Source organism: Staphylococcus equorum (genome assembly GCF_001747895.1).
Classification (GTDB): domain Bacteria; phylum Bacillota; class Bacilli; order Staphylococcales; family Staphylococcaceae; genus Staphylococcus; species Staphylococcus equorum_A.
Genome location: NZ_LNNB01000009.1, coordinates 42,565 through 63,354, shown reverse-complemented (window position 1 = coordinate 63,354; position 20,790 = coordinate 42,565). Strand labels below are relative to the sequence as shown.

Annotated in this window: 18 protein-coding genes; 5 read left to right on the top strand and 13 right to left on the bottom strand. The window is 33.6% G+C overall.

From position 1 onward, the window contains the following. The 7 genes from pfkA to AST02_RS02120 form a co-directional block, all read right to left on the bottom strand. Window positions 1–969 carry a 6-phosphofructokinase gene (gene pfkA / locus AST02_RS02150; protein WP_046465547.1) on the bottom strand — a complete coding sequence of 323 codons (969 nt, stop codon included), beginning with the start codon at window positions 967–969 and terminating at the stop codon, window positions 1–3. Between the two features lie 339 nt (window positions 970–1,308). Next, a complete protein-coding gene (locus tag AST02_RS02145) occupies window positions 1,309–2,253 on the bottom strand; it encodes an acetyl-CoA carboxylase carboxyltransferase subunit alpha (protein WP_069815393.1) in 945 nt (314 codons plus the stop codon). Then, entirely contained in the window at window positions 2,246–3,112 is an 867-nt protein-coding gene (gene accD / locus AST02_RS02140; RefSeq protein ID WP_046465549.1) for an acetyl-CoA carboxylase, carboxyltransferase subunit beta, read from the bottom strand. Before accD ends, AST02_RS02145 begins: the two co-directional genes overlap by 8 nt. Window positions 3,113–3,192: 80 nt before the next feature. Further along, on the bottom strand, window positions 3,193–4,425 hold the full coding sequence (locus tag AST02_RS02135) for an NAD(P)-dependent malic enzyme (protein WP_069815392.1): 1,233 nt from the start codon (window positions 4,423–4,425) through the stop codon (window positions 3,193–3,195). Window positions 4,426–4,680: 255 nt separating this feature from the next. Continuing rightward, entirely contained in the window at window positions 4,681–7,884 is a 3,204-nt protein-coding gene (locus AST02_RS02130) for a DNA polymerase III subunit alpha (protein ID WP_069815391.1), read from the bottom strand. Window positions 7,885–7,905: 21 nt separating this feature from the next. Beyond that, window positions 7,906–8,841, bottom strand: a complete 936-nt coding sequence (locus AST02_RS02125; protein WP_069815390.1) for a DHH family phosphoesterase — start codon at window positions 8,839–8,841, stop codon at window positions 7,906–7,908. A 36-nt stretch (window positions 8,842–8,877) separates the two neighbouring features. After that, window positions 8,878–10,170, bottom strand: a complete 1,293-nt coding sequence (locus tag AST02_RS02120; RefSeq protein WP_021339078.1) for a DRTGG domain-containing protein — start codon at window positions 10,168–10,170, stop codon at window positions 8,878–8,880. 228 nt (window positions 10,171–10,398) lie between these two features. Between AST02_RS02120 and AST02_RS02115 the strand changes: the two genes are divergently transcribed. Further along, complete coding sequence (locus AST02_RS02115) at window positions 10,399–10,812, top strand: universal stress protein (protein WP_069815389.1); 414 nt, start codon at window positions 10,399–10,401, stop codon at window positions 10,810–10,812. A gap of 219 nt (window positions 10,813–11,031) precedes the next feature. On the opposite strand, the gene AST02_RS02110 is transcribed toward AST02_RS02115, so the two are convergent. After that, window positions 11,032–11,721 carry a metal-dependent hydrolase gene (locus AST02_RS02110; protein WP_069815387.1) on the bottom strand — a complete coding sequence of 230 codons (690 nt, stop codon included), beginning with the start codon at window positions 11,719–11,721 and terminating at the stop codon, window positions 11,032–11,034. Window positions 11,722–11,928: 207 nt separating this feature from the next. Between AST02_RS02110 and AST02_RS02105 the strand changes: the two genes are divergently transcribed. Both AST02_RS02105 and AST02_RS02100 read left to right on the top strand, forming a co-directional pair. Next, entirely contained in the window at window positions 11,929–12,981 is a 1,053-nt protein-coding gene (locus tag AST02_RS02105; RefSeq protein WP_046465555.1) for a M24 family metallopeptidase, read from the top strand. Next, window positions 12,978–13,607, top strand: a complete 630-nt coding sequence (locus AST02_RS02100; protein WP_069815385.1) for a copper homeostasis protein CutC — start codon at window positions 12,978–12,980, stop codon at window positions 13,605–13,607. The genes AST02_RS02105 and AST02_RS02100 overlap by 4 nt, the downstream gene beginning before the upstream one ends. Before the next feature lie 324 nt (window positions 13,608–13,931). Here AST02_RS02100 and ald read toward each other — a convergent pair whose 3' ends face one another. Then, a complete protein-coding gene (gene ald, locus AST02_RS02095; protein WP_069815384.1) occupies window positions 13,932–15,047 on the bottom strand; it encodes an alanine dehydrogenase in 1,116 nt (371 codons plus the stop codon). Between the two features lie 141 nt (window positions 15,048–15,188). On the opposite strand from ald, the gene AST02_RS02090 reads away from it, so the two are divergent. Next, window positions 15,189–15,692, top strand: coding sequence for a universal stress protein (locus tag AST02_RS02090; protein ID WP_046465558.1), 504 nt, complete (start codon window positions 15,189–15,191; stop codon window positions 15,690–15,692). Between the two features lie 262 nt (window positions 15,693–15,954). After that, window positions 15,955–17,127, top strand: coding sequence for an esterase-like activity of phytase family protein (locus AST02_RS02085; RefSeq protein WP_069815383.1), 1,173 nt, complete (start codon window positions 15,955–15,957; stop codon window positions 17,125–17,127). Window positions 17,128–17,260: 133 nt separating this feature from the next. On the opposite strand, the gene AST02_RS02080 is transcribed toward AST02_RS02085, so the two are convergent. The 4 genes from AST02_RS02080 to AST02_RS02065 all read right to left on the bottom strand — a co-directional run bounded on the left by AST02_RS02080 (window position 17,261) and on the right by AST02_RS02065 (window position 20,790). Then, complete coding sequence (locus AST02_RS02080; protein WP_046465560.1) at window positions 17,261–18,460, bottom strand: acetate kinase; 1,200 nt, start codon at window positions 18,458–18,460, stop codon at window positions 17,261–17,263. Window positions 18,461–18,546: 86 nt separating this feature from the next. Then, window positions 18,547–19,494 carry a class I SAM-dependent methyltransferase gene (locus tag AST02_RS02075; RefSeq protein WP_069815381.1) on the bottom strand — a complete coding sequence of 316 codons (948 nt, stop codon included), beginning with the start codon at window positions 19,492–19,494 and terminating at the stop codon, window positions 18,547–18,549. Window positions 19,495–19,663: 169 nt separating this feature from the next. Then, a complete protein-coding gene (gene tpx, locus AST02_RS02070) occupies window positions 19,664–20,158 on the bottom strand; it encodes a thiol peroxidase (protein ID WP_069815379.1) in 495 nt (164 codons plus the stop codon). A gap of 89 nt (window positions 20,159–20,247) precedes the next feature. After that, a complete protein-coding gene (locus tag AST02_RS02065) occupies window positions 20,248–20,790 on the bottom strand; it encodes an RDD family protein (RefSeq protein WP_046465563.1) in 543 nt (180 codons plus the stop codon).

Sequence of the window (20,790 nt, the reverse complement as noted above, 5' to 3'; positions counted from 1 at the left end):
TTATATAGATAATTCATTTGTTAATTCATAAGTTTCAAAATCAAACTCATGTTGATCTGATCTGAATATTTCTTCAAACGGTGTGTCAGTTAATTCATTATTACGGATGCCTACACCGATAGCAGTTTTCCCTTGTAATAATAAATCTACTGCATGACCACCTAAACGTGACGCTAACACACGATCTGCTCCACTTGGGCTACCACCACGTTGGATATGACCTAATACAGAAACACGCGCATCAACATTAATATACTTAGTTAACTCTTGAGCGCAAGCCTCTCCAGACATACAACCTTCTGCAACCATGACGATTGAATGCTTTTTACCTCTTTTAATACCATTATCGATCTTTTCAGCTACATCTTTAATGTCTGTTTCTACCTCTGGAACAATAATTGTTTCTGCACCTACAGACATACCTGCCCATAATGCTAAATCTCCACAATCACGTCCCATAACTTCTATAATAAAGGTTCTAGCATGACTCGATGCTGTATCGCGGATTTTATCAACGCAATCAATAATAGTGTTTAATGCTGTATCAAATCCAATTGTAAAATCTGAACCATTAATATCATTATCAATCGTACCAGGTATTCCAATTGTCTGGATTTCTTCACATTCTTCACTTATACGTTGCGCGCCTCTATAACTACCGTCTCCACCGATAACTACAAGGCCTTCGATGCCTCTTTTACGTAAGTTTTCTATGCCTTTCTTACGCACTTCTACTTCTTTAAATTCAGGACACCTTGCTGAATATAAAAAAGTGCCTCCGCGTTGAATTGTATCCCCTACAGAACCGAGTTCAAGCTTTTCGATATCATCGTTTAATAAACCTTGATAGCCTTGGTAAACACCATAGACTTCAATGTTATTAAAAATCGCTTTTCTAACTACAGCTCTTACAGCTGCGTTCATGCCTGGAGAATCTCCACCACTTGTCAACACTGCAATTTTTTTCATGACGACAAACCTTTCTAACATGTATTTCTTATTCTAAAAATACCATAAATAATACAATGGTGCCATTAAAATAAGGCTTTGTGCCGAATGTAAACGTTTTAAAGTAATCTAAGCTATTAAATTATAACTAGTAAGCGTTTACTATAATTTTTCGGCAAAAATGAAATGAGCACTCTTTTATATTTACCTTTAAATTATATTTCTTAAACAATATATTTATTTTTTAAATAAGTTAAGGGTTTGCATTTACTCAATCTCCTTCTCTACAACTATAAAAAATAGCTGTGCAGAAATCTATCGTCATAAATTTCTGTACAGCTAATCTTAGTATATTTATTATTATTCGTGGAATGTTCCAATATTTCTAAATTTAGCATATCGGTCATCAACAAGTTGTTGTTTATTTAACTGACTTAATTCTGCTAAATAATATTCAAACCCTTTTTTGATATTTTGTGCTTGAATTTCAACATCATGATGCGCACCACCTAATGGTTCTTTAATTACATCATCAGCTATATTGAGTTCACGTAAATCTTCAGCAGTAATCTTCATTGTTTCTGCAGCAATTTTTGCAAGATTGCTGTCTTTCCATAACAGTGCAGAGGCACCTTCAGGGGAAATAACTGAATACGTACTATTTTCAAGCATCAATATACGATTTGTAATACCTAAACCTAAAGCTCCGCCACTACCGCCTTCACCAATCACAATAGAAATGACTGGTACTGTTAACGCAGCCATTTCGACTAAGTTTCTAGCAATAGATTCACTTTGTCCACGTTCTTCTGCTGCTTTACCTGGATAAGCACCTTTAGTATCAATAAAAGTAATAATAGGTCGATTGAATTTTTCTGCTTGTTTCATCAATCTAATTGCTTTTCTATAACCTTCTGGATGGGCCATCCCAAAATTACGATAAATATTATCTTTGGTATCTTTACCACGTTGTTGTCCAACTACAGTAACTGCTTGGCCATTCAAATAACCAATGCCACCAATCATTGCAGGATCATCTCTGTAATTTCTATCACCATGGAGTTCCATGAATGAGTCGAATATATAAGGTATGTAATCTAAAGATGTAGGTCTTTCTTGTAAACGTGCTAATTGCACACGATCCCAAGGTTTAAGGTTTGTATATACCTTTTCAGTCTCTCTCTCTAAAGAAGCTTCAAGCATATCAATTTCTTCTTGCAGATCTACATCATTTTTTTCTTGAGATTCTTTTAATGATTCAATTTTATTTTTTATTTCAAAAAGCGGCTTTTCAAAATCAAGCATTTGTTTTCACCTCTTGGTGCATTTTTAAGATACTAGATAACGTTGTTTTCATTTCTTTTCTATGTACTACTTTATCTAATTGGCCATGTTCTAATAGAAATTCTGCAGTTTGGAAATCCTCTGGTAATTTTTCATTAATTGTTTGTTCAATGACACGTCTCCCAGCAAATCCAATTAACGCTTTGGGTTCACTAAGATTGATATCACCTACAGAAGCAAAACTTGCAGAAACACCACCTGTAGTTGGATTAGTAATGTAAGAAATATACAATAACCCAGCGTCCGCATGTTTCTTCAGTGTCACACTCGTTTTACCCATTTGCATTAACGAAATAATACCTTCTTGCATTCTAGCTCCACCACTTGCTGAAAATAAAATAAATGGTAAACGGTTTTCAATACAGTGCTCAATAATTCTACAAATTTTCTCGCCTACTACAGAACCCATGCTGCCCATTCTGAATCTAGCATCCATAACAGCAACACCATAACTTATACCCTCTAAATTTGCAGTTCCAGTTACTACTGCTTCGTTTAGATCAGTTTTTTGTCGATCTTTTTGGATTTTTTCTTCGTAACTTGGGAAGTCCAATGGATTTGCCGAAGTCATGCCTCTATCAAATTCTTTAAATGTGCCTTCGTCAGAAATAGCTTCAATGCGTTTATAAGCTGTAAGTGCAATATGATGATCACAGTTAAAACAAACGTTTAAGTTTTCAGCTAATTCTTTCGTATACATAATTTTTTTACATTTAGGACATTTCGTCATAATACCTGCTGGAACATCGCTTTGTTTTGAATCCGATACGGTTACATACTTTTTCTTTTTACTACTTCTATTGAAAAAATCTTTAAACATTGGTAAACCTCCACATAAATATCGCAATCTGTCTCTACACTTAACTGTAAGTTACGTATTGAGTTTAGTATTAACGAATATTATTTATCTAAATCTGTTAATTTCATTGTCTTTTCATATATTTCCTCTGAATCCATATCATTTCTAGCAACGCCAGACTCCATCGCTGCTTTTGCAACTTCTCTAGCAACTGACGGTGCCACTCGCTTATCAAACGGACCAGGAATACAATAATCAGGATTCAATTCTTCTGGATTAATTAAATTCGCAATCGCTTCAACCGCAGCTTGCTTCATTGCTTCATTAATTTGTGTTGCTTCTACATCTAAAGCACCTCTAAATATACCGGGAAATGCTAAGACATTATTAATTTGATTTGGAAAATCTGAACGACCTGTACCTATTACTTTTGCACCTGCTGCCTTTGCAACATCTGGCTGAATTTCTGGGTTAGGGTTTGCCATAGCAAAGATAATTGGATCATCGGCCATAGATTCAACCATTTCTTTTGTTAATAAATCTGCAACAGAAACACCTATAAATACGTCAGCATCTCTGATGACATCATTTAAACTGCCCTCAATTTTTTCTCTATTAGTCCACTTAGCTACGTATGCTTTTGTATCATTCATACCAAAAGCGCGTCCTTCAAAAATAGCACCTTTAGAATCACACATAATCATATCTCGAACACCATAAGAATATAATAATTTAACGATAGCCATACCAGCTGCCCCAGCACCATTGAGAACGACCTTAATGTCTGATAAATCTTTATCCACTATTCTTAAGGCATTAACCATACCGGCTACTGTTACAATTGCTGTACCATGTTGATCATCGTGAAATACTGGTATTTTAGTTTCTTTTTTTAAACGTTCTTCAATTTCAAAACAACGCGGTGCCGAAATATCTTCTAAGTTTATGCCACCATAATTCGGTTCTAATAATTTCACAGTGTTAACTATATCATCTGTATCTGTAGTGTTTAATGCAATAGGTACACCATCGATACCAGAAAAGCTTTTAAATAGTACTGCTTTCCCTTCCATTACTGGGATACTCGCTTCTGCACCAATATTGCCTAATCCTAAAACAGCTGTGCCATCTGTTACAACAGCAACAGTATTGCCTTTCATGGTATACTCAAAAACTTTCCTAGAATCTTCATGTATCTCTTTACAAGGCTCTGCGACACCTGGTGAATAAGCTAAACTTAATTCTTCCTTATTGGTAACTTGAACCTTAGGCGTTACTTCCAATTTTCCTTGATTTCGTCTATGCATTTCTAATGCTTCGTCTCTCAATGTCATGTAAATCTACCCCTTTACATTCAACTAGTATAAAAATCAGTTCATATATATTTTTATTACAATCTAACTTAAATTACAAATGATATTGCTAACAAGATGTCGAATTCACCCTTACAGTTAATATTTGTAATAAAAATATATAGATTGATTTGACATTAAATAATTCTTATCTTTAATTTAGTTAAAATTAAAACTGACGGCAAGTTTATGCTTAACCATCAGTTTACTATACCATAGTTCATAGCGCTATTAAAGTTAAATAATTCTTATATCCCAAGGCGAAAATCGTTGTATAAATGTATTTAATACGTCGTTATCTCGTGTGATATAACCTATGATTTTGAACTTATTTTGCTCTTCTTGAAAATACTTAACTGGAATATAATTGCTGTGCTCTGTTTGTGTTAAAAATTGCTTTACTTCTGTTTCATCGCTAAGGTTTCTAATCACAATTTGTTTCGCATGTTCAAATGTACTCACTTCGAATGCATCAATCGTCTCTATTTGATTAATAATAAGTTGCTTCTTATTATTCCTATTTTCAAACTTACCTTTTAGGATAAATGTCTCATCCGTTTTCAAATCTGTTTCATATTTTTTGAATGCATCTGGAAAAACAACGCCATCCAAACTATTAATTCCGTCATTTAATGTTACAAAAGCCATATTCTGACCGTTTTTTGTACGTATACGTTTAATATTATCAATTTGAACAAAAATCGGTTGATTATCTCGTGCATTAGTGAGTTTATATATACCAAGATATTGCTTTTGTTCAAAGGCTTTTTCGACAGGATGTGTTGAAACATAAAAGCCTAAATATTCTTTTTCATAATCACTTAATACTTTATCTGGCAATTCCTCTTTGTCTTCATATGTCGCTTTAGGCGTTAATACATCAAATATAAAACCGTCTTGTTCAATATCAGATGAACTATCCAGTACTTGATCAATTGACTGTAGTAGCGTAGCACGATTCTTACCAAAGGTATCGAAAGCGCCTACTAATATGAGCGCTTCAAGTAATTTTCTAGATTTAATCCTTTTAGGAATGCGTCTTGTGAAATCAAAAAAGTCTTTGAAATGACCATGCGTTATGCGTTCGTCAACAATTAACTTAACGCTTTGATAACCTACACCTTTAATCGCACCGATTGACAAGTATATACCCTGTTTAGTTGCTTTATAGAACCAATGACTTTGATTTATATTCGGCGTTAAAATATTGATTGATTGATGCTTTGCTTCATCAATAATTTGTGCTGTCTTTTTCTCGCTTCCAATAGTATTGCTCAAAATATTAGCGTAAAAATAGTTAGGATAATGTACTTTTAAATAGCTCATAATATAAGCAATTTTAGAATAGCTTACAGCATGGGCACGTGCAAAGCCATAGTCTGCAAATTTTAGAATCAAATCAAATATTTGCTTACTTAAATTTTCATCATAGCCATTATTTAAAGCACCATCCACAAAGTGTTGACGTTCACTTTCTAATACAGCACGGTTCTTTTTACTCATCGCACGTCTTAAAATATCCGCTTCTCCATAACTAAAGTTTGCGAACTTACTGGCAATTTGCATGATTTGTTCTTGATAAATGATAACGCCATAAGTGTTACTTAATATCGGCTGTAAATCACTATGCAAATATTGCACCTTCGATGGATTATGCCTTCTCGTAATATAGGTAGGTATTTCTTCCATAGGACCTGGTCTGTATAAAGACGTTACGGCTACAATATCTTCAAAATGTTCAGGTTGTAATTTTTTCAATACATTTCTAATACCATCTGATTCTAGTTGAAAAATACCTGTAGTATCACCTTGTGACAATAATTGAAAGACTTTGCTATCATCAAAAGGTATTTGCTCTATATCAATATGTGTATTCATATCTTTTTTTACTTGTTTCACAATTTGATGAATAATGGATAAATTCCGTAACCCTAAGAAGTCAATCTTCAGCAAGCCTATTCTCTCTGCTTCTGTCATCGTCCACTGCGTTAATAATCCAGTATCACCTAACGTCAACGGTGCATATTCATATAATGGATGATCATTAATAATGATACCTGCAGCATGTGTTGAAGTATGACGAGGTAAACCTTCTAATTTTTTACTAATTTCAAACCATCGTTCATGCCTATGATTTCGGTGCACAAACTGTTTAAAATCATTTTGTTCATATGCTTGATCCAAAGTTATACCTAACTTGTGTGGTATTAATTTAGAAATTTCATTTAAAGTAATCTCATCAAATCCCATAATTCTACCAACATCTCTAGCTACTGCTCTAGCTAACAAATGACCAAACGTTACTATACCTGCAACGTGATTATCACCATACTTTTCTTGAACATATTGAATTACTTTATCTCTATGCGTATCTTCAAAATCAATATCAATATCCGGCATTGTTACACGTTCCGGATTAAGAAAACGCTCAAACAGTAAATTATATTGTATGGGATCAACCGTAGTAATGTTTAAAAGATAACTTACCAATGACCCTGCGGAAGAACCACGACCAGGCCCTATTAATACATCATGTGTTTTCGCAAAATGTATTAAATCACTTACTATAAGAAAGTAATCTTCAAAACCCATGCGAGTAATGACTTGATACTCATGGGCAAGCCTTTCTCTGTACGTTTCGAATTGACTATGATCTAAACTGAGTTGGCTTAAGTTTTCTTGTAATATTTGCCATAAATAATCTTTTGATTGCTGATTATCTGGCGTTTTAAATTTAGGTAATAATGACTGATGATAAATCATTTCAGCCTGACATACTGTTGCAAGTTGATTTGTGTTATCCAACACTTCCTTACTTAAATGAAGTGTAGTTAAATCATTATTATCGTATAAATGTGCATTATAATCAGGTTGTTCACTTACTAAATCTAGTTTATCGTTATCTCTGATTGCAGCAAGTGCAGTCAGTGTATCAGCATCTTGTTGATTAAGATAACGTGTACTTTGTGCCCAAACCATTGGTAATTCCAATGTTACTTCACTCGTATGATTCACATAAACATGTGTATCATCGGTAAATTTAGCTACAATAGCTTCATTTGATGATGATACATCTTTAAAAATAACAACAAAATGCTGTAGATATTTTTTTAGCCACTCTATAGGTGTTTCAGTTTTTTCTTTCATTTTTATAGCAGACGACAGCTTAAACATATCTTTTAGTCCTTGTTCATTTTGCGCTAGCACTATCGTTTCCACTGACTCTAATCCATCTGTCACAAAAATTGTCATACCGAATATAGGATGAATATTTGCTGCAATACACGCGTCATAAAATTGTGGGTAACCGTATAAGACATTTGTGTCTGTAATCGCTAACGCGGTATACCCTTCTTTAGCGGCCTTAGCAACAACATCTTTTATTCTCAAACTAGAATGTAATAAGTCGTATGTTGTATGAATATTTAAATGCGTAACCATCAGCAAACACCTCCTATATACTTATAACTTATTATTTAAAGCTTCGGCTAATGTATTAAATTCGTTCCAGTTAGCAACAGAAACACCTGATGCATTTGGATGACCTCCGCCACCAAATTCACTTGCAATATCATTAATCACAATGCCTTTTGAGCGGATGCGACATCTTATTTCAGAACCTTCATCAACAGCAAAGACCCATATCTTCAAGCCTTGAATATCTGCAATCGCATTTACAAATAATGAAGCTTCGTTAGCAGCAATATTAAACTGCTTAAGCACATCTTGTGTAATTATTATTTTACAAAATCCATTTTCATCTAACTCAAAGTTCTGTAATACATATCCTTGGAATGGTAAGAGTTTTGGGTCTTTTTCGCCCATTTTATTAAGCTCTTCATTATGATTAAATGGATATTTAAGTAACTGGCTTGCGACTTCCATCGTATGGGACGTCGTATTATTAAATAAGAAACGACCTGTATCACCAACAATTCCTAAATATAGTACACGTGCAACAGATGCATCTATCACAGTTGTGTCATTAAAATGCGCAATAAAGTCAAAGATAATTTCACTTGTAGAAGAAGCCTGTGCATTCACATAATTAATATCACCATATTGATCTACTGCAGGATGATGGTCAATTTTAATTAGGGAACGACCTTTATTAAAGCGTGCATCACTAATCCTTGGCGAATTAGCCGTATCACAGACAATCACTAATGCATCTTTGTATTGTTCATCTGTAATTTCGTCAAAAGTTCCTATAAAATCTAACGAAGGCTCTGATTCCCCAACTGCATATATGTTTTTATCTGGAAATTTTAATGTTAAGTAATGTTTCAAACCAAGCTGTGAACCATAAGCATCTGGGTCAGGTCTGACATGTCTATGTATAATAACTGTTTCAGCTTCGTTAATTTCACTCATAATTTGATTGAATTCTTTAGTCATTTATATCTTCCTTTTCATTAGTTATATAAAATTCGTTTAATCTATCATCTGGCAGATAATCATTGCTTTCGCGACATGATGCTCATCAGTAGACATTGTCACTTCTAGTTTAGCAAAGTTTCTCCCTACATCTAACATATCATAATGCACATCGATTTCTGATTCGATTTGTACTGTCTTAATATATATAATGTTCAAACTTTCTATCATGACTTCAAGTTTTTTTAACTTTCTCATTTCATAGCGTACTGTTTCTTCAATTATAGCGACGAATACAGCTTTACTTAAAGTACCATATTGATTCGTTAATAGCGGGGTTGTTTGTACTTGAATGCCATTATTTGTAATGTTGATATGTTTTGCAATTTGATCATTAATAGTTTCACCCACTTGAGGTTGTCGGCTTAATAATTGCATCGCTGTTAATACATCTTTTCTCGTAATAACACCTATAAGTTTTTTGCTACTTGTAGTCACTGGTAACAGTTCTATACCTTCCCAAATCATCATATGCGCACAATTTGCTACTGTGGTAGTTAATTGGACATTTATAGGAGCCTTCGTCATAAACTGAGCTATCGTATCATAATCATCCATTTTAATAATTTCTTTGCTCGTAATAATACCTACTAGTTTCCACTGTTCATCAATAACTGGAAATCTTGAATGTCCAGTAGCTCTTGCTTTTTCTTTATAATCAATCAACTTCATATTTTCAAAGATTACTGTGCTCTCTTTTACTGACTTCACAATATCTTCAACGACCAATATTTCTTTACGAATCATTTGGTTATACATTGCTCTATTAATGATGTTTGCTACTAGGTATGTATCATAATTAGAAGAAAGTATTGGTAGATCATGTTCATCTGCATACTTTATAATTTCATCAGATGTTCTAAAACCACCTGTAATCAGCACCGCACTTCCTCTTTTTAAAGCTGCTAATTGTACATCTTTACGATTACCTACAATCAATAATGTATGCGTACTTAAATATTTTACTACATCGTCAATCTCCATCGCACCTATGGCAAACTTAGTTAGTGTTTTAATTAAACCGTTTCTGCCGCCTAACACTTGACCGTCTATAATCTTTACAATTTCACCAAATGTAAGTTGTTCAATTTGCTCACGTGTTTTCTTCTCTATACGAACAGTACCTACGCGGTCAATTGTTGCTACCAAGCCAATTTGACCAGCATCTTTAATCGCTCGGTAAGCTGTACCTTCAGATACACTTAAATCTTTCGCCACTTTTCTAACAGAAATTTTTTGTCCTACTGCTAGAGATTCTATATATGATAAAATTTGCTCATGCTTTGTCATTTAAATAACCTCATTTATATTGAACAGTTTCTATGCCATTATAACTTCTTATATATAAAATTGCGATGTCACAATTCAAATTATGGTAGATTATAACTTTATAATGTTGAACTGCACCTTTTAAATAATATAAATAATTCTTTTTAAGAAATTAATATGTAAGATTTTATATTATAATTGGATTTATCAAGAAATTTTGATTAGAATGATATCAAGGAGGGATGAACAATGTTCAAAAATATTTTACTTGGTGTAGATACAACACTTACTAATGAAAAAGCACTTAAAGAAGTATCAAAACTAGCCGGTGAAGGAACGACGGTCACTATTTTAAATTCAATTAGTGAACAAGATGCACAATCATCAATTAAATCTGGTGTTCATTTAGATAAACTAGTTGAAAAGCGTAGCAAAGGACTTGAGCCTACACGTGAAGCTTTAGATGAATATGGTATCAAATATGATGAAATTATTGTTCGTGGCAGTGCCAAAGAACAATTAGTTAAACAAGCTAATAGTGGCAAATATGAAATCGTCGTACTCAGTAACCGCAAAGCTGAGGAAAAGAAAAAATTTGTCCTAGGTAGTGTCAGCCATAAGGTGGCTAAAAGAGCAAACATCCCTGTTCTTATCGTAAAATAAGATAAAACTCAAAAAAGCTTTTGTATTCATTTGAGTTACACGCCTAAACAAGCCTAACGCACAAATGCATTGGGTTTGTTTTTTAATTTGTATCCTTAAAAAACATGAAATATAAATGAATAGTTTGAATTTTTCTTATAAAAACATAAAAATAGCGACAAAATAATAATATTTTGTCGCTATTTTTAATTTATTGCAAATCCTAAGCCTTTAAATAATTTAAAACTTAACTGATTCTCCAGTTTTTAAAATTTGCACCTCTCCTACTGTAACAGCAGATTTAAATTTGTTTGGATCTTGTTCAATCAATTCAAATGTATCGTAATGCACAGGGACAGTGATTTTAGGTTTAATAAATGTGTTGATAGCATAACTTGCATCATCGATACCCATAGTAAAGTTATCACCAATAGGAACAAAACAAACATCAACAGGATGACGTTCTGCAATTAATTTCATATCGCTGAATAATCCTGTATCTCCAGTGTGATAAATTGTTTTGCCTTCAACTTCTAAAATAACACCCATCGGCATGCCAAGATAAACCGGTATACCATTATCATCAGTTAAACTTGAACTGTGAAAAGCTTGCACAAATTTCACTGTACCAAATTCAAATTCAGCTTTACCACCAATGTTCATTGGTCTTACATTTTCAACATTTTTATTTGTAGTTAAATAATCTCCCAGTTCTGCTGAACCAATTACAGTTGCATTATTTCTATTAGCCAACTCGACTGTATCTCCGAAATGGTCACCATGGCCATGCGTCAAAATAATATAGTCTACTTCTAAAGCATTTGCATCTAAATCTGACTGACCATTGCCAGTAATAAATGGATCTACAATTACTTTTTTACCGTTCGCTTCGAAATAAATCGTTGATTGTCCATGAAATGATAAGTTCATTATATGAATTCCTCCCATAAATCTGTTTATTTACTACATACCACATTCATACCATTTTATAACATATCCGTGCATTTTATATAGCTCTTTTATGCTTATTTTAAAAACATTTAGCTAAAATAGCATCATTCTAATATTTTATTTTTGAATTCCGTCATGAACTAACATAAACTTAGAATGATAGTATTTTTAGGAGGATGATGATAAATGAAATTAGAACAGATTACCGCAGAATTAAAATCACAACAAGCTGGAGCAGCATGGATTACAACACCATTAAACATTTTTTACTTTACAGGCTATTTAAGTGATCCTCATGAACGTTTACTCGCATTATTAATCAAAGAAAATGGTGAACAAGTATTATTTTGTCCACAATTAGAAGTTGATGAAGTAAAAGCCTCTCCTTTTGAAGGTGAAGTAGTTGGATATTTAGACACAGAAAATGCATTAGATAAATATACGTTCACTGTAAATAAATTATTAGTTGAAGCTGAACATTTAACAGTAAAACGTCAACGCGAACTCGTTGAAGCATTTAATGTACAAACTTTTGGTGATATTGACCAAACAATTAAAGACTTACGTAACGTAAAAAGCGAAAATGAAATTGCTACTATTAAAAAAGCATGTGAACTTGCTGACAAATGCATTGAAATCGGCGTAGACTTTTTAAAAGAAGGTGTCACGGAACGCCAAGTTGTTAATCATATTGAGAATGCAATCAAAGATTACGGTGTAAATGAAATGAGTTTCGATACGATGGTACTCTTCGGTGATCACGCTGCTTCACCACATGGTACGCCTGGTGATCGTCAATTACAAAGAGATGAATATGTATTATTTGATCTTGGTGTTATTTATAACAATTATTGTAGTGATATGACTAGAACCGTTAAATTTGGCGAACCAAATGATAAAGCCCAAGAAATATATAATGTGGTTTTGAAAGCTGAACAAGAAGCGATTGCAGCAATCAAACCAGGCGTTACGATTAAAGATGTAGATGATATTGCACGTAATATTATCAGTGATGCAGGTTATGGTGATTATTTCCCTCATCGTTTAGGACATGGATTAGGCTTGGAAGAACATGAGTATCAAGATGTTTCTAGTTCAAATACCAACCAATTTGTTGCTGGAATGGTTATCACTGTTGAACCAGGCATATACGTTCCTGGCGTTGCAGGTGTGCGTATTGAAGACGATATTTTAGTAACTGAAGATGGTAATGAAAGTTTAACGGGTTACGAAAAATGATAAAAGAAGCGGTTGTTGAAACGATTCAACAAGTTGAACAAGCAATAAGCAATGGTGCTGATCGTATAGAATTATGTGATAATTTGAGTGTCGGCGGGACGACACCTAGCATCGGGATGATTGAAATCGCGACAGAAATTTGTCATACCAACGATGTTGAAATCGCAGTAATGATTCGCCCTCGCGGCGGTGATTTCGTATATAATTTATATGACTTTGAGATCATGCAACGAGACATGAAAGCAATCAAGCAACTCAACGTAGATTACTTTGTATTTGGATGTTTAACAGAGGATAATGTCTTAAATGAATGGCAAATGAAGACTTTGAAAAACCTAGCGGCACCTGTACCGGCCGTATGCCATATGGCATTTGATGAAATTCATATACATGGTCAAATCAAAGCACTACATCAGCTGATTGATATTGGCTTTGTCAGATTACTAACACATGGCGGCCCTTCAGACACTGATATTTTCGATAATTTAAATCATCTTGGCAAACTTGTGGTTAATACAGGTGGCCGTATCGAAATTATGCCTGGTGGTGGATTAAATAAAGATAATTTACAAGATTTAATATCTTCTTTCCCTTTCCAAGAAGTGCATGGTACAAGAATCGTTTAAAACATGTCATTTATAGTTTAACTGCTTGAGACATAAAATCTTTTAGCATCAATAAAACAGGCTGAGACATAATTACATGTCTCAGCCTGTTTTATTATATTAGCAGTAGCTGACTGAATTAAAAATGCGCTTATAACAAGCATTTAAAGAACTACTACTGGTCCTATAACACCACTAGACAATCATGTATAAAAAGTGCCAACAAAGTATCTGACTTTGTCGGCACTCTAGAGTGAGGTACATAAATACATGTCCTACTCCCATTTTATTTACATCAATTTAATACAATCAATTCGTTATGGTTGAGTTGTATTATAGGTATTTTTATTTTAATGCACTTTCAATATCGGTATATGATAAGTTTAATGCATCTGCAACACCTTTATTAGTTAATTCACCATTAATCGTACTTAAGCCTAAAGATAATGCTGGATTATCTTGTAGTGCTTTTAAATAGCCTTTTCCAGCTACTTGTTGCGCATATGGTAACGTCGCATTGTTTAATGCGATTGTTGACGTACGCGGCACTGCCCCTGGCATATTAGCTACTGCATAATGTACTACGCCATGTTTTTTATACGTTGGGTCATCGTGTGTAGTAATACGATCTGTTGTTTCGAAAACGCCACCTTGGTCGATCGCAATATCAACAATCACTGCCCCATCTTTCATTTGTTTAACCATTTCTTCAGTAACGAGTTTTGGTGCTTTTGCGCCTGGAATAAGCACTGCACCAATGACTAAGTCACTGTTTTTAACACATTGCTCTATGTTTAATGGGTTTGACATGATTGTATGTACTTGGCCACTAAACAAATCTTCTAATTGTTGTAAACGTTTAGGGTTAACATCTAAAATTGTAACGTCAGCACCTAAACCTAAAGCGATTTTTGCAGCATTTGTACCAGCTTGACCACCACCAATAATACTTACGCGTCCTTTTTCTACGCCAGGAACACCACCAAGTAGAATACCCATGCCGCCTTTATATTTCTGTAAGAACTCAGCACCAATTTGAGCAGACATTCGACCTGCCACCTCACTCATTGGTGTTAATAATGGTAAAGAACGATCTGGCAATTGCACTGTTTCATAAGCGATACTAATGACTTTGTTTTCTAATAAAGCTTTAGTCAATTTCTCTTCATTTGCTAAATGTAAATAAGTAAATAGAATTAATCCTTCCTTAAAGAATTGGAATTCTTCTTCCAATGGTTCTTTAACTTTCATAACCATATCTACGTTCCATACTTCAGCTTGTTCATTTACAATTTTTGCACCAGCTTCAGTATAGTCCACATCTTCAAAATAAGAGCCTAAACCAGCAGATTTTTCAACAATAACATTATGACCTTGCTCAACTAATGCATGCACACCACTTGGGGACAAACTCACCCTGTTTTCGTTGTTTTTAATCTCTTTAGGAATACCTATAATCATTTCATCCACCTCCAAATTTATAGTAACGTGTATTCTATGAAAGCGCAATCAAAGAATAGGGTACTTTTACAACAGCGAATTATGTTAATATTCTGTAAATGGTGGTATAATATAAATAAGAAGAATAAGGAGGTCATTGATATGCTAACTTATAAAAATATTTTAATTGCGGTAGATGGTTCACACGAGGCTGAATGGGCGTTTAATAAAGCTGTAGATGTTGCAAATCGTAACGAAGCAAAATTAACAGTTGTGAACGTCATTGATTCACGAACATATTCATCATACGAGGTTTATGATGCACAGTTCACTGAAAAATCAAAAAATTTCTCTGACGACTTGTTAAAAGGTTATAAAGAAGTTGCAACAAACGCTGGTATTAAAGATGTTGAAACTCGCTTAGAATTTGGTTCTCCAAAAGCAATTATTCCAAAAAAATTAGCAACTGAAGTAGAAGCTGATTTAATTATGTGTGGTACTTCTGGTTTAAATGCTGTAGAAAGATTTATTGTTGGTTCTGTATCTGAAGCAATCGTACGCCACTCACCTTGTGATGTACTTGTTGTACGTACTGAAGAACTGCCAGAAGATTTCCAACCACAAGTTGCAACAGACGAACTTAGATCGCAACACCAAGCTCAATAAAAATTCACTAGTTTAATTTCATAAAAATAATTTAGTTACATTTAAAATCGAAACAAAGATAATTCGCTTGTTTCGTTAGGATAGTTTGTTCATTTATTTAGAGCAATCTATCCTTTTTAATATCCAAAGAAATGAACTTGCAAAGTTATATTGCGCATTCAAAGTGAGTTTTACAAACTCCTTATCAAAACTTCATATGCACTTTAAACAAAAGATATATGATTGAAGTTGAAAAGCATAATGAAAGGAGTATGAACAACTTATGAAACCGATGCACAAAGCACTTATAACAAGCATGTTTACATTATTCATTTCGAGCACAACATTACATAGTGAAATAATTGCTACAGAAAAAGACAATACAACACGTACCGCAGATCATCTCAAATTAATAGACACCAAAATCTTACCGTTCGATAAAACTTACAAAGATACGAAAGTTGGTGGGTTATCTGGTATAACGTATGACCCTAAAAATGATAAATGGCTACTTATGAGCGATGACCGATCAGAACACAATCCAGCAAGGTTCTATGAAGCTGATATCGACTATAATAGTAATGAATTCAAAGACGTCAAATTTAATGGCGTTCACAAGTTAAAACAACCGAATGGCAAAGATTACATCAATAAAGAGCAATATAAGAACGACGATGATAATATTGTCGCTGACCCAGAATCGATACGGTTCGATCCACAAACTAATGAGATTCTATATACTAGTGAAGGAGATCGTTCCTTAGGATTGAATCCATTTATTCGTAAAGCAACTGAAGATGGTAAATACTCAGCTGAAATTCCTATTAAAGATACAATAAAAATGGACAAACAAAATAAGAAAGGTTTCCGCAATAATCAAGCTATTGAAGGTAGCACTTTTTCTCAAGATGGTAATACGTTATGGACTTCTATGGAAGGTCCACTAATACAAGATGGCCAAAAACCTACGCCTGAGTCAGGCGCCTTATCACGCATCACACAATATGACCGTGAAGGCAACGTATTATCTGAATTTGCATATCCACTTGATGCGATTCCTAAAAAGCCTGGCAAAGATAAACAAGCTGATAATGGCATCACAGAAATATTAGCCCTCAATGATCATGAATTTCTTACTTTAGAGCGTGCATCTGTACAAGCAGAAGATGGCTCATTTAGTAATTATGTGCGTATATATAAAATTGATGTGAGTAAAGGAACTGATATCAAGGATATAGAGTCACTCAAAGAAACAAACTCAAAACCTTTAAACAAAACGCTGGTTGCTGATTTAAATGAACAAGACATTGGTAAAGTGGATAATATTGAAGGTATGACCTTTGGTAAAAAGCTACCCAACGGTAATGACAGTCTAGTATTGACAGCTGATAATAACTTTAATGAAACACAACAATCTCAAATTATTGCTTTTGAGGTTAAACCAGAGAAAAAATAATCCATTTGCTAAAATGGATTAACAATATAATAAAAGCACCCATTCATTATTTTTCTAATGAATGGGTGCTTTTAATTTAAGTATAAATATTTACAACTCATACTTATTTAATGAATCTGGGTTTACTTCCAGATTATTTTACGTTTCCAAAATCAACAACATCACGAGCAATCATTACTTCTTCGTTCGTAGGAATAACGATAACTTTTACAGGTGAATGTGGATAATTAATGAAACCTTCAGATCCATGAATCATTTCATTTTTCTTAGCGTCCCAATAAACACCCATAAACTCTAAACCTTCTAAGACTTTTGCTCTTACAGGGTCAGAATTTTCACCTACACCAGCTGTAAATACAATAACATCTACACCATGCATACGTGTCGCATATGAACCGATATATTTGTGAATACGAGATGCAAAGACATCAAGTGCTAATTGCGCTCTTTCTTTACCCTCTTTAGAGTCTTCAATGATATCTCTTAAGTCACTTGAAGTACCCGAAATACCTAATAATCCCGATTCTTTATTAAGTGTATTTAATACTTCTTCTGCATTTTTACCCGTTTTTTCCATAATAAATGGAATTAAAGCTGGGTCAATATTACCTGAGCGTGTACCCATTGTAACACCTGCTAGTGGAGTGAAGCCCATAGACGTATCTACAGATTCGCCGCCATCAATAGCAGCGATTGAAGCACCATTACCAATATGACACGAGATAATACGTAATTCTTCAATTGGTTTACCTAAAATTTCAGCTGCACGTTGTGAAACATATTTATGACTCGTGCCATGAAAACCATATTTACGAATTCCAAAATCTTCATAATATTGATATGGCAAACTATATAAATAAGATTTCTCTGGCATTGTTTGATGGAATGAAGTATCAAACACAGCGACATGTGGTGTCTCTGGTAAAAGTTTTCGGAATGCACGAATTCCCATTAAGTTTGCTGGGTTGTGTAACGGAGCTAATTCACTCAACGATTCAATTTGCTTTTCTACTTCATCAGTTATATAAACTGATTCTGGGAATAATTCTCCACCATGAACAACACGGTGACCCGTACCATCAATATCATTAATACTTTCAATGATACCATGTTTTTTAAAGCTTTCTAACATAATGTTTACTGCTACTTCGTGATTAGCAATATCATTGGTATCAGTAATTTTTTCTCCATCCACTTCAATAGTAAAGACAGAATTTTTTAAACCAATACGTTCAATTAGTCCTTTAGTAACAACTTTTTCTTCCGGCATTTCAATAAGTTGGAATTTCAGTGATGAACTACCAGCGTTAATGGCCAAAACTAATTTTGACATAAGCTTGTTGCCTCCATTTTCAATTAAGTTTTAATATACCTATCTATTTAATCATTAATACAGTTTATTTTCAAGAATAATACAGTTTAATTTTCAGGATGATTTTCTTCCATCCACACATTTAAATCTTGTAAAAATGCTTGGAATTGTTGAGGGCTTTTGAAGTCAGGAATGTTCGCTAATAAAACCTCTACTGGTTTAGTAACGTTTGTTTCTTTTTTCTGTAGTACAAGAATAGATTTGCGTGCTTTTTCATTTTTAAATAATGTCGAGGGTAAATTTAAAAATGCTTGCATTTCTGTCTCTGTAGCAATGAAGTTTTGTAACTGTTTCACATTTGAACCTTCGAAAATATTACTTGGAACAACTAAAAAAGCATAACCTGATTGTTTTAAGGCTACAACAGCTTGTTCAATTAATAAAAAGTGAGAGAAACTGTGACCTTCTTCAAAACCTAAAGCCATTTCCTTACTTCTCTCATCTGCCGGATAATAACCAACAGGTAAATCGCCAATAATAACATCTGTCTCCTCAAAAGGTAATGGCATAATTGCATCTTGTGGGTAAACATCAAATGGTATTTCTAAAAAGTTGGCTAAATGAACGCTAACTCTTGATAATACTGGATCAACTTCTATAAGATGATGCATTACCGTATGTTCAGTTAACACTTCATGTACAGACGCACTTAGATGACCTGCCCCACTTGCGATATCTACAACGTGTAATTCTTCTTTGTTTTTTAAGAAGCGTTGAGATAAAAAGCCTAAAATTAAGCCAATAGAGTCTGGTGTAATTTGATGATTTGCTTGGATATCTTCTTTTTGCATTAAGCTTAAGTAAGCAAACTGAAATGCTTTTCTTCTATCTTGCAATGTAGCTTGTTCTAACAAGTCTCTTTTACTTGTATAAATATGTTCCATTGCTAGTCCTAAGTTTTCAATAAAACTTTGACCGTTATTTTCATTTAAAGCTTTAGCTTTTTCGTCGAGTGTTTGGAATAACTTTTCCATTACTGTTTCTTCTTGTGTCATTTAATAGTCCTTTCTAAAAAAACTGTCCATAATTTGTTTGAAATTAAGTCAGTTTATGCTAACTTATATTACCAAATAATTATGGACAGTATACTTTATAATGTCAATGATACTGTTTGATTGTTTAACTTCAAATCAAATGACAAATTTTATATTACCTATATTTAATTTAAATAGCACGATATGCTTCTAAAGCAGCGTCGAAGTCTGGGAAATCAGTGCCTTCAGAAACAACTTCAGTATATACTACTTTATTATTTTCATCTAAAACAAAAACTGAACGTGCAAGTAAACGTAATTCTTCCATAACTACGCCGTAATTTTTACCAAATGAAAGTTCTTTATGATCACTTAAAGTAACCACGTTATCTAAGCCATTTGATGCACACCATCTTTTTTGTGCGAATGGTAAGTCAACAGAAATAGTTAACACGACGCCATCTTCCTGCGCTGCTTCTTCGTTGAATTTACGTGTTTGTTTATCACAGACACCTGTATCAATAGATGGTACTACACTGATCAATTTCTTTTGACCATCATAGTTTGATAAAGTTACTTCATTTAAATCATTGTCTAACACTGTAAAATCTGGTGCTGTTTCACCTTTTTTTACTTGTGATCCTAATAATGTAATTGGTTCTTGTTTAAATGTAATTTGCGCCATTTGAATGCCTCCTATAAAAAGTGCTTACTCAATAATTATAACTGTTTAATCTGATGAAATAAACCTTAAACCCTTTGAAACATAACAATCTACTTCAAATAAAACAATTTTTCGAATTTGTTTTTTATTACGACAGTATCAGCAAAATAATCATGTATACCTTTGTGTTTATCTGTAAATATTGTTACTAAATAAGGTAAATTAGCAAATACGCCACTGATAATGCGACCAATCCATTCTCTAAATAATACGTCTACCCAAGTTAATGGTTGTCTATCCGCACGTTCCACTCTTATATTCAAAATCATTTTACCAATAGTTTGTTTAAAATATTTCGTTAATAACACAAAGTACAAATAAAATACGAGTGCATCTAATACGTGACCTACACTAAAATAATCAATCCATAACTTTGCATTATCTATATGTGTAAAATGATAGATTGGTTTCAATATAATACTTTGAATACCAAAAATGATGAGCAAATCAATGAGAAAACTACAAAATCTTATACCAAATCCTGCATATAGTGCTTTTGCTAATTGATTATGAGCAAGTACATCTGACTCTGTTTGTGCTTCGTTTGAATCTGCAACCGAATGTGCAGTATCATCTTGTTTCATATTATCCAT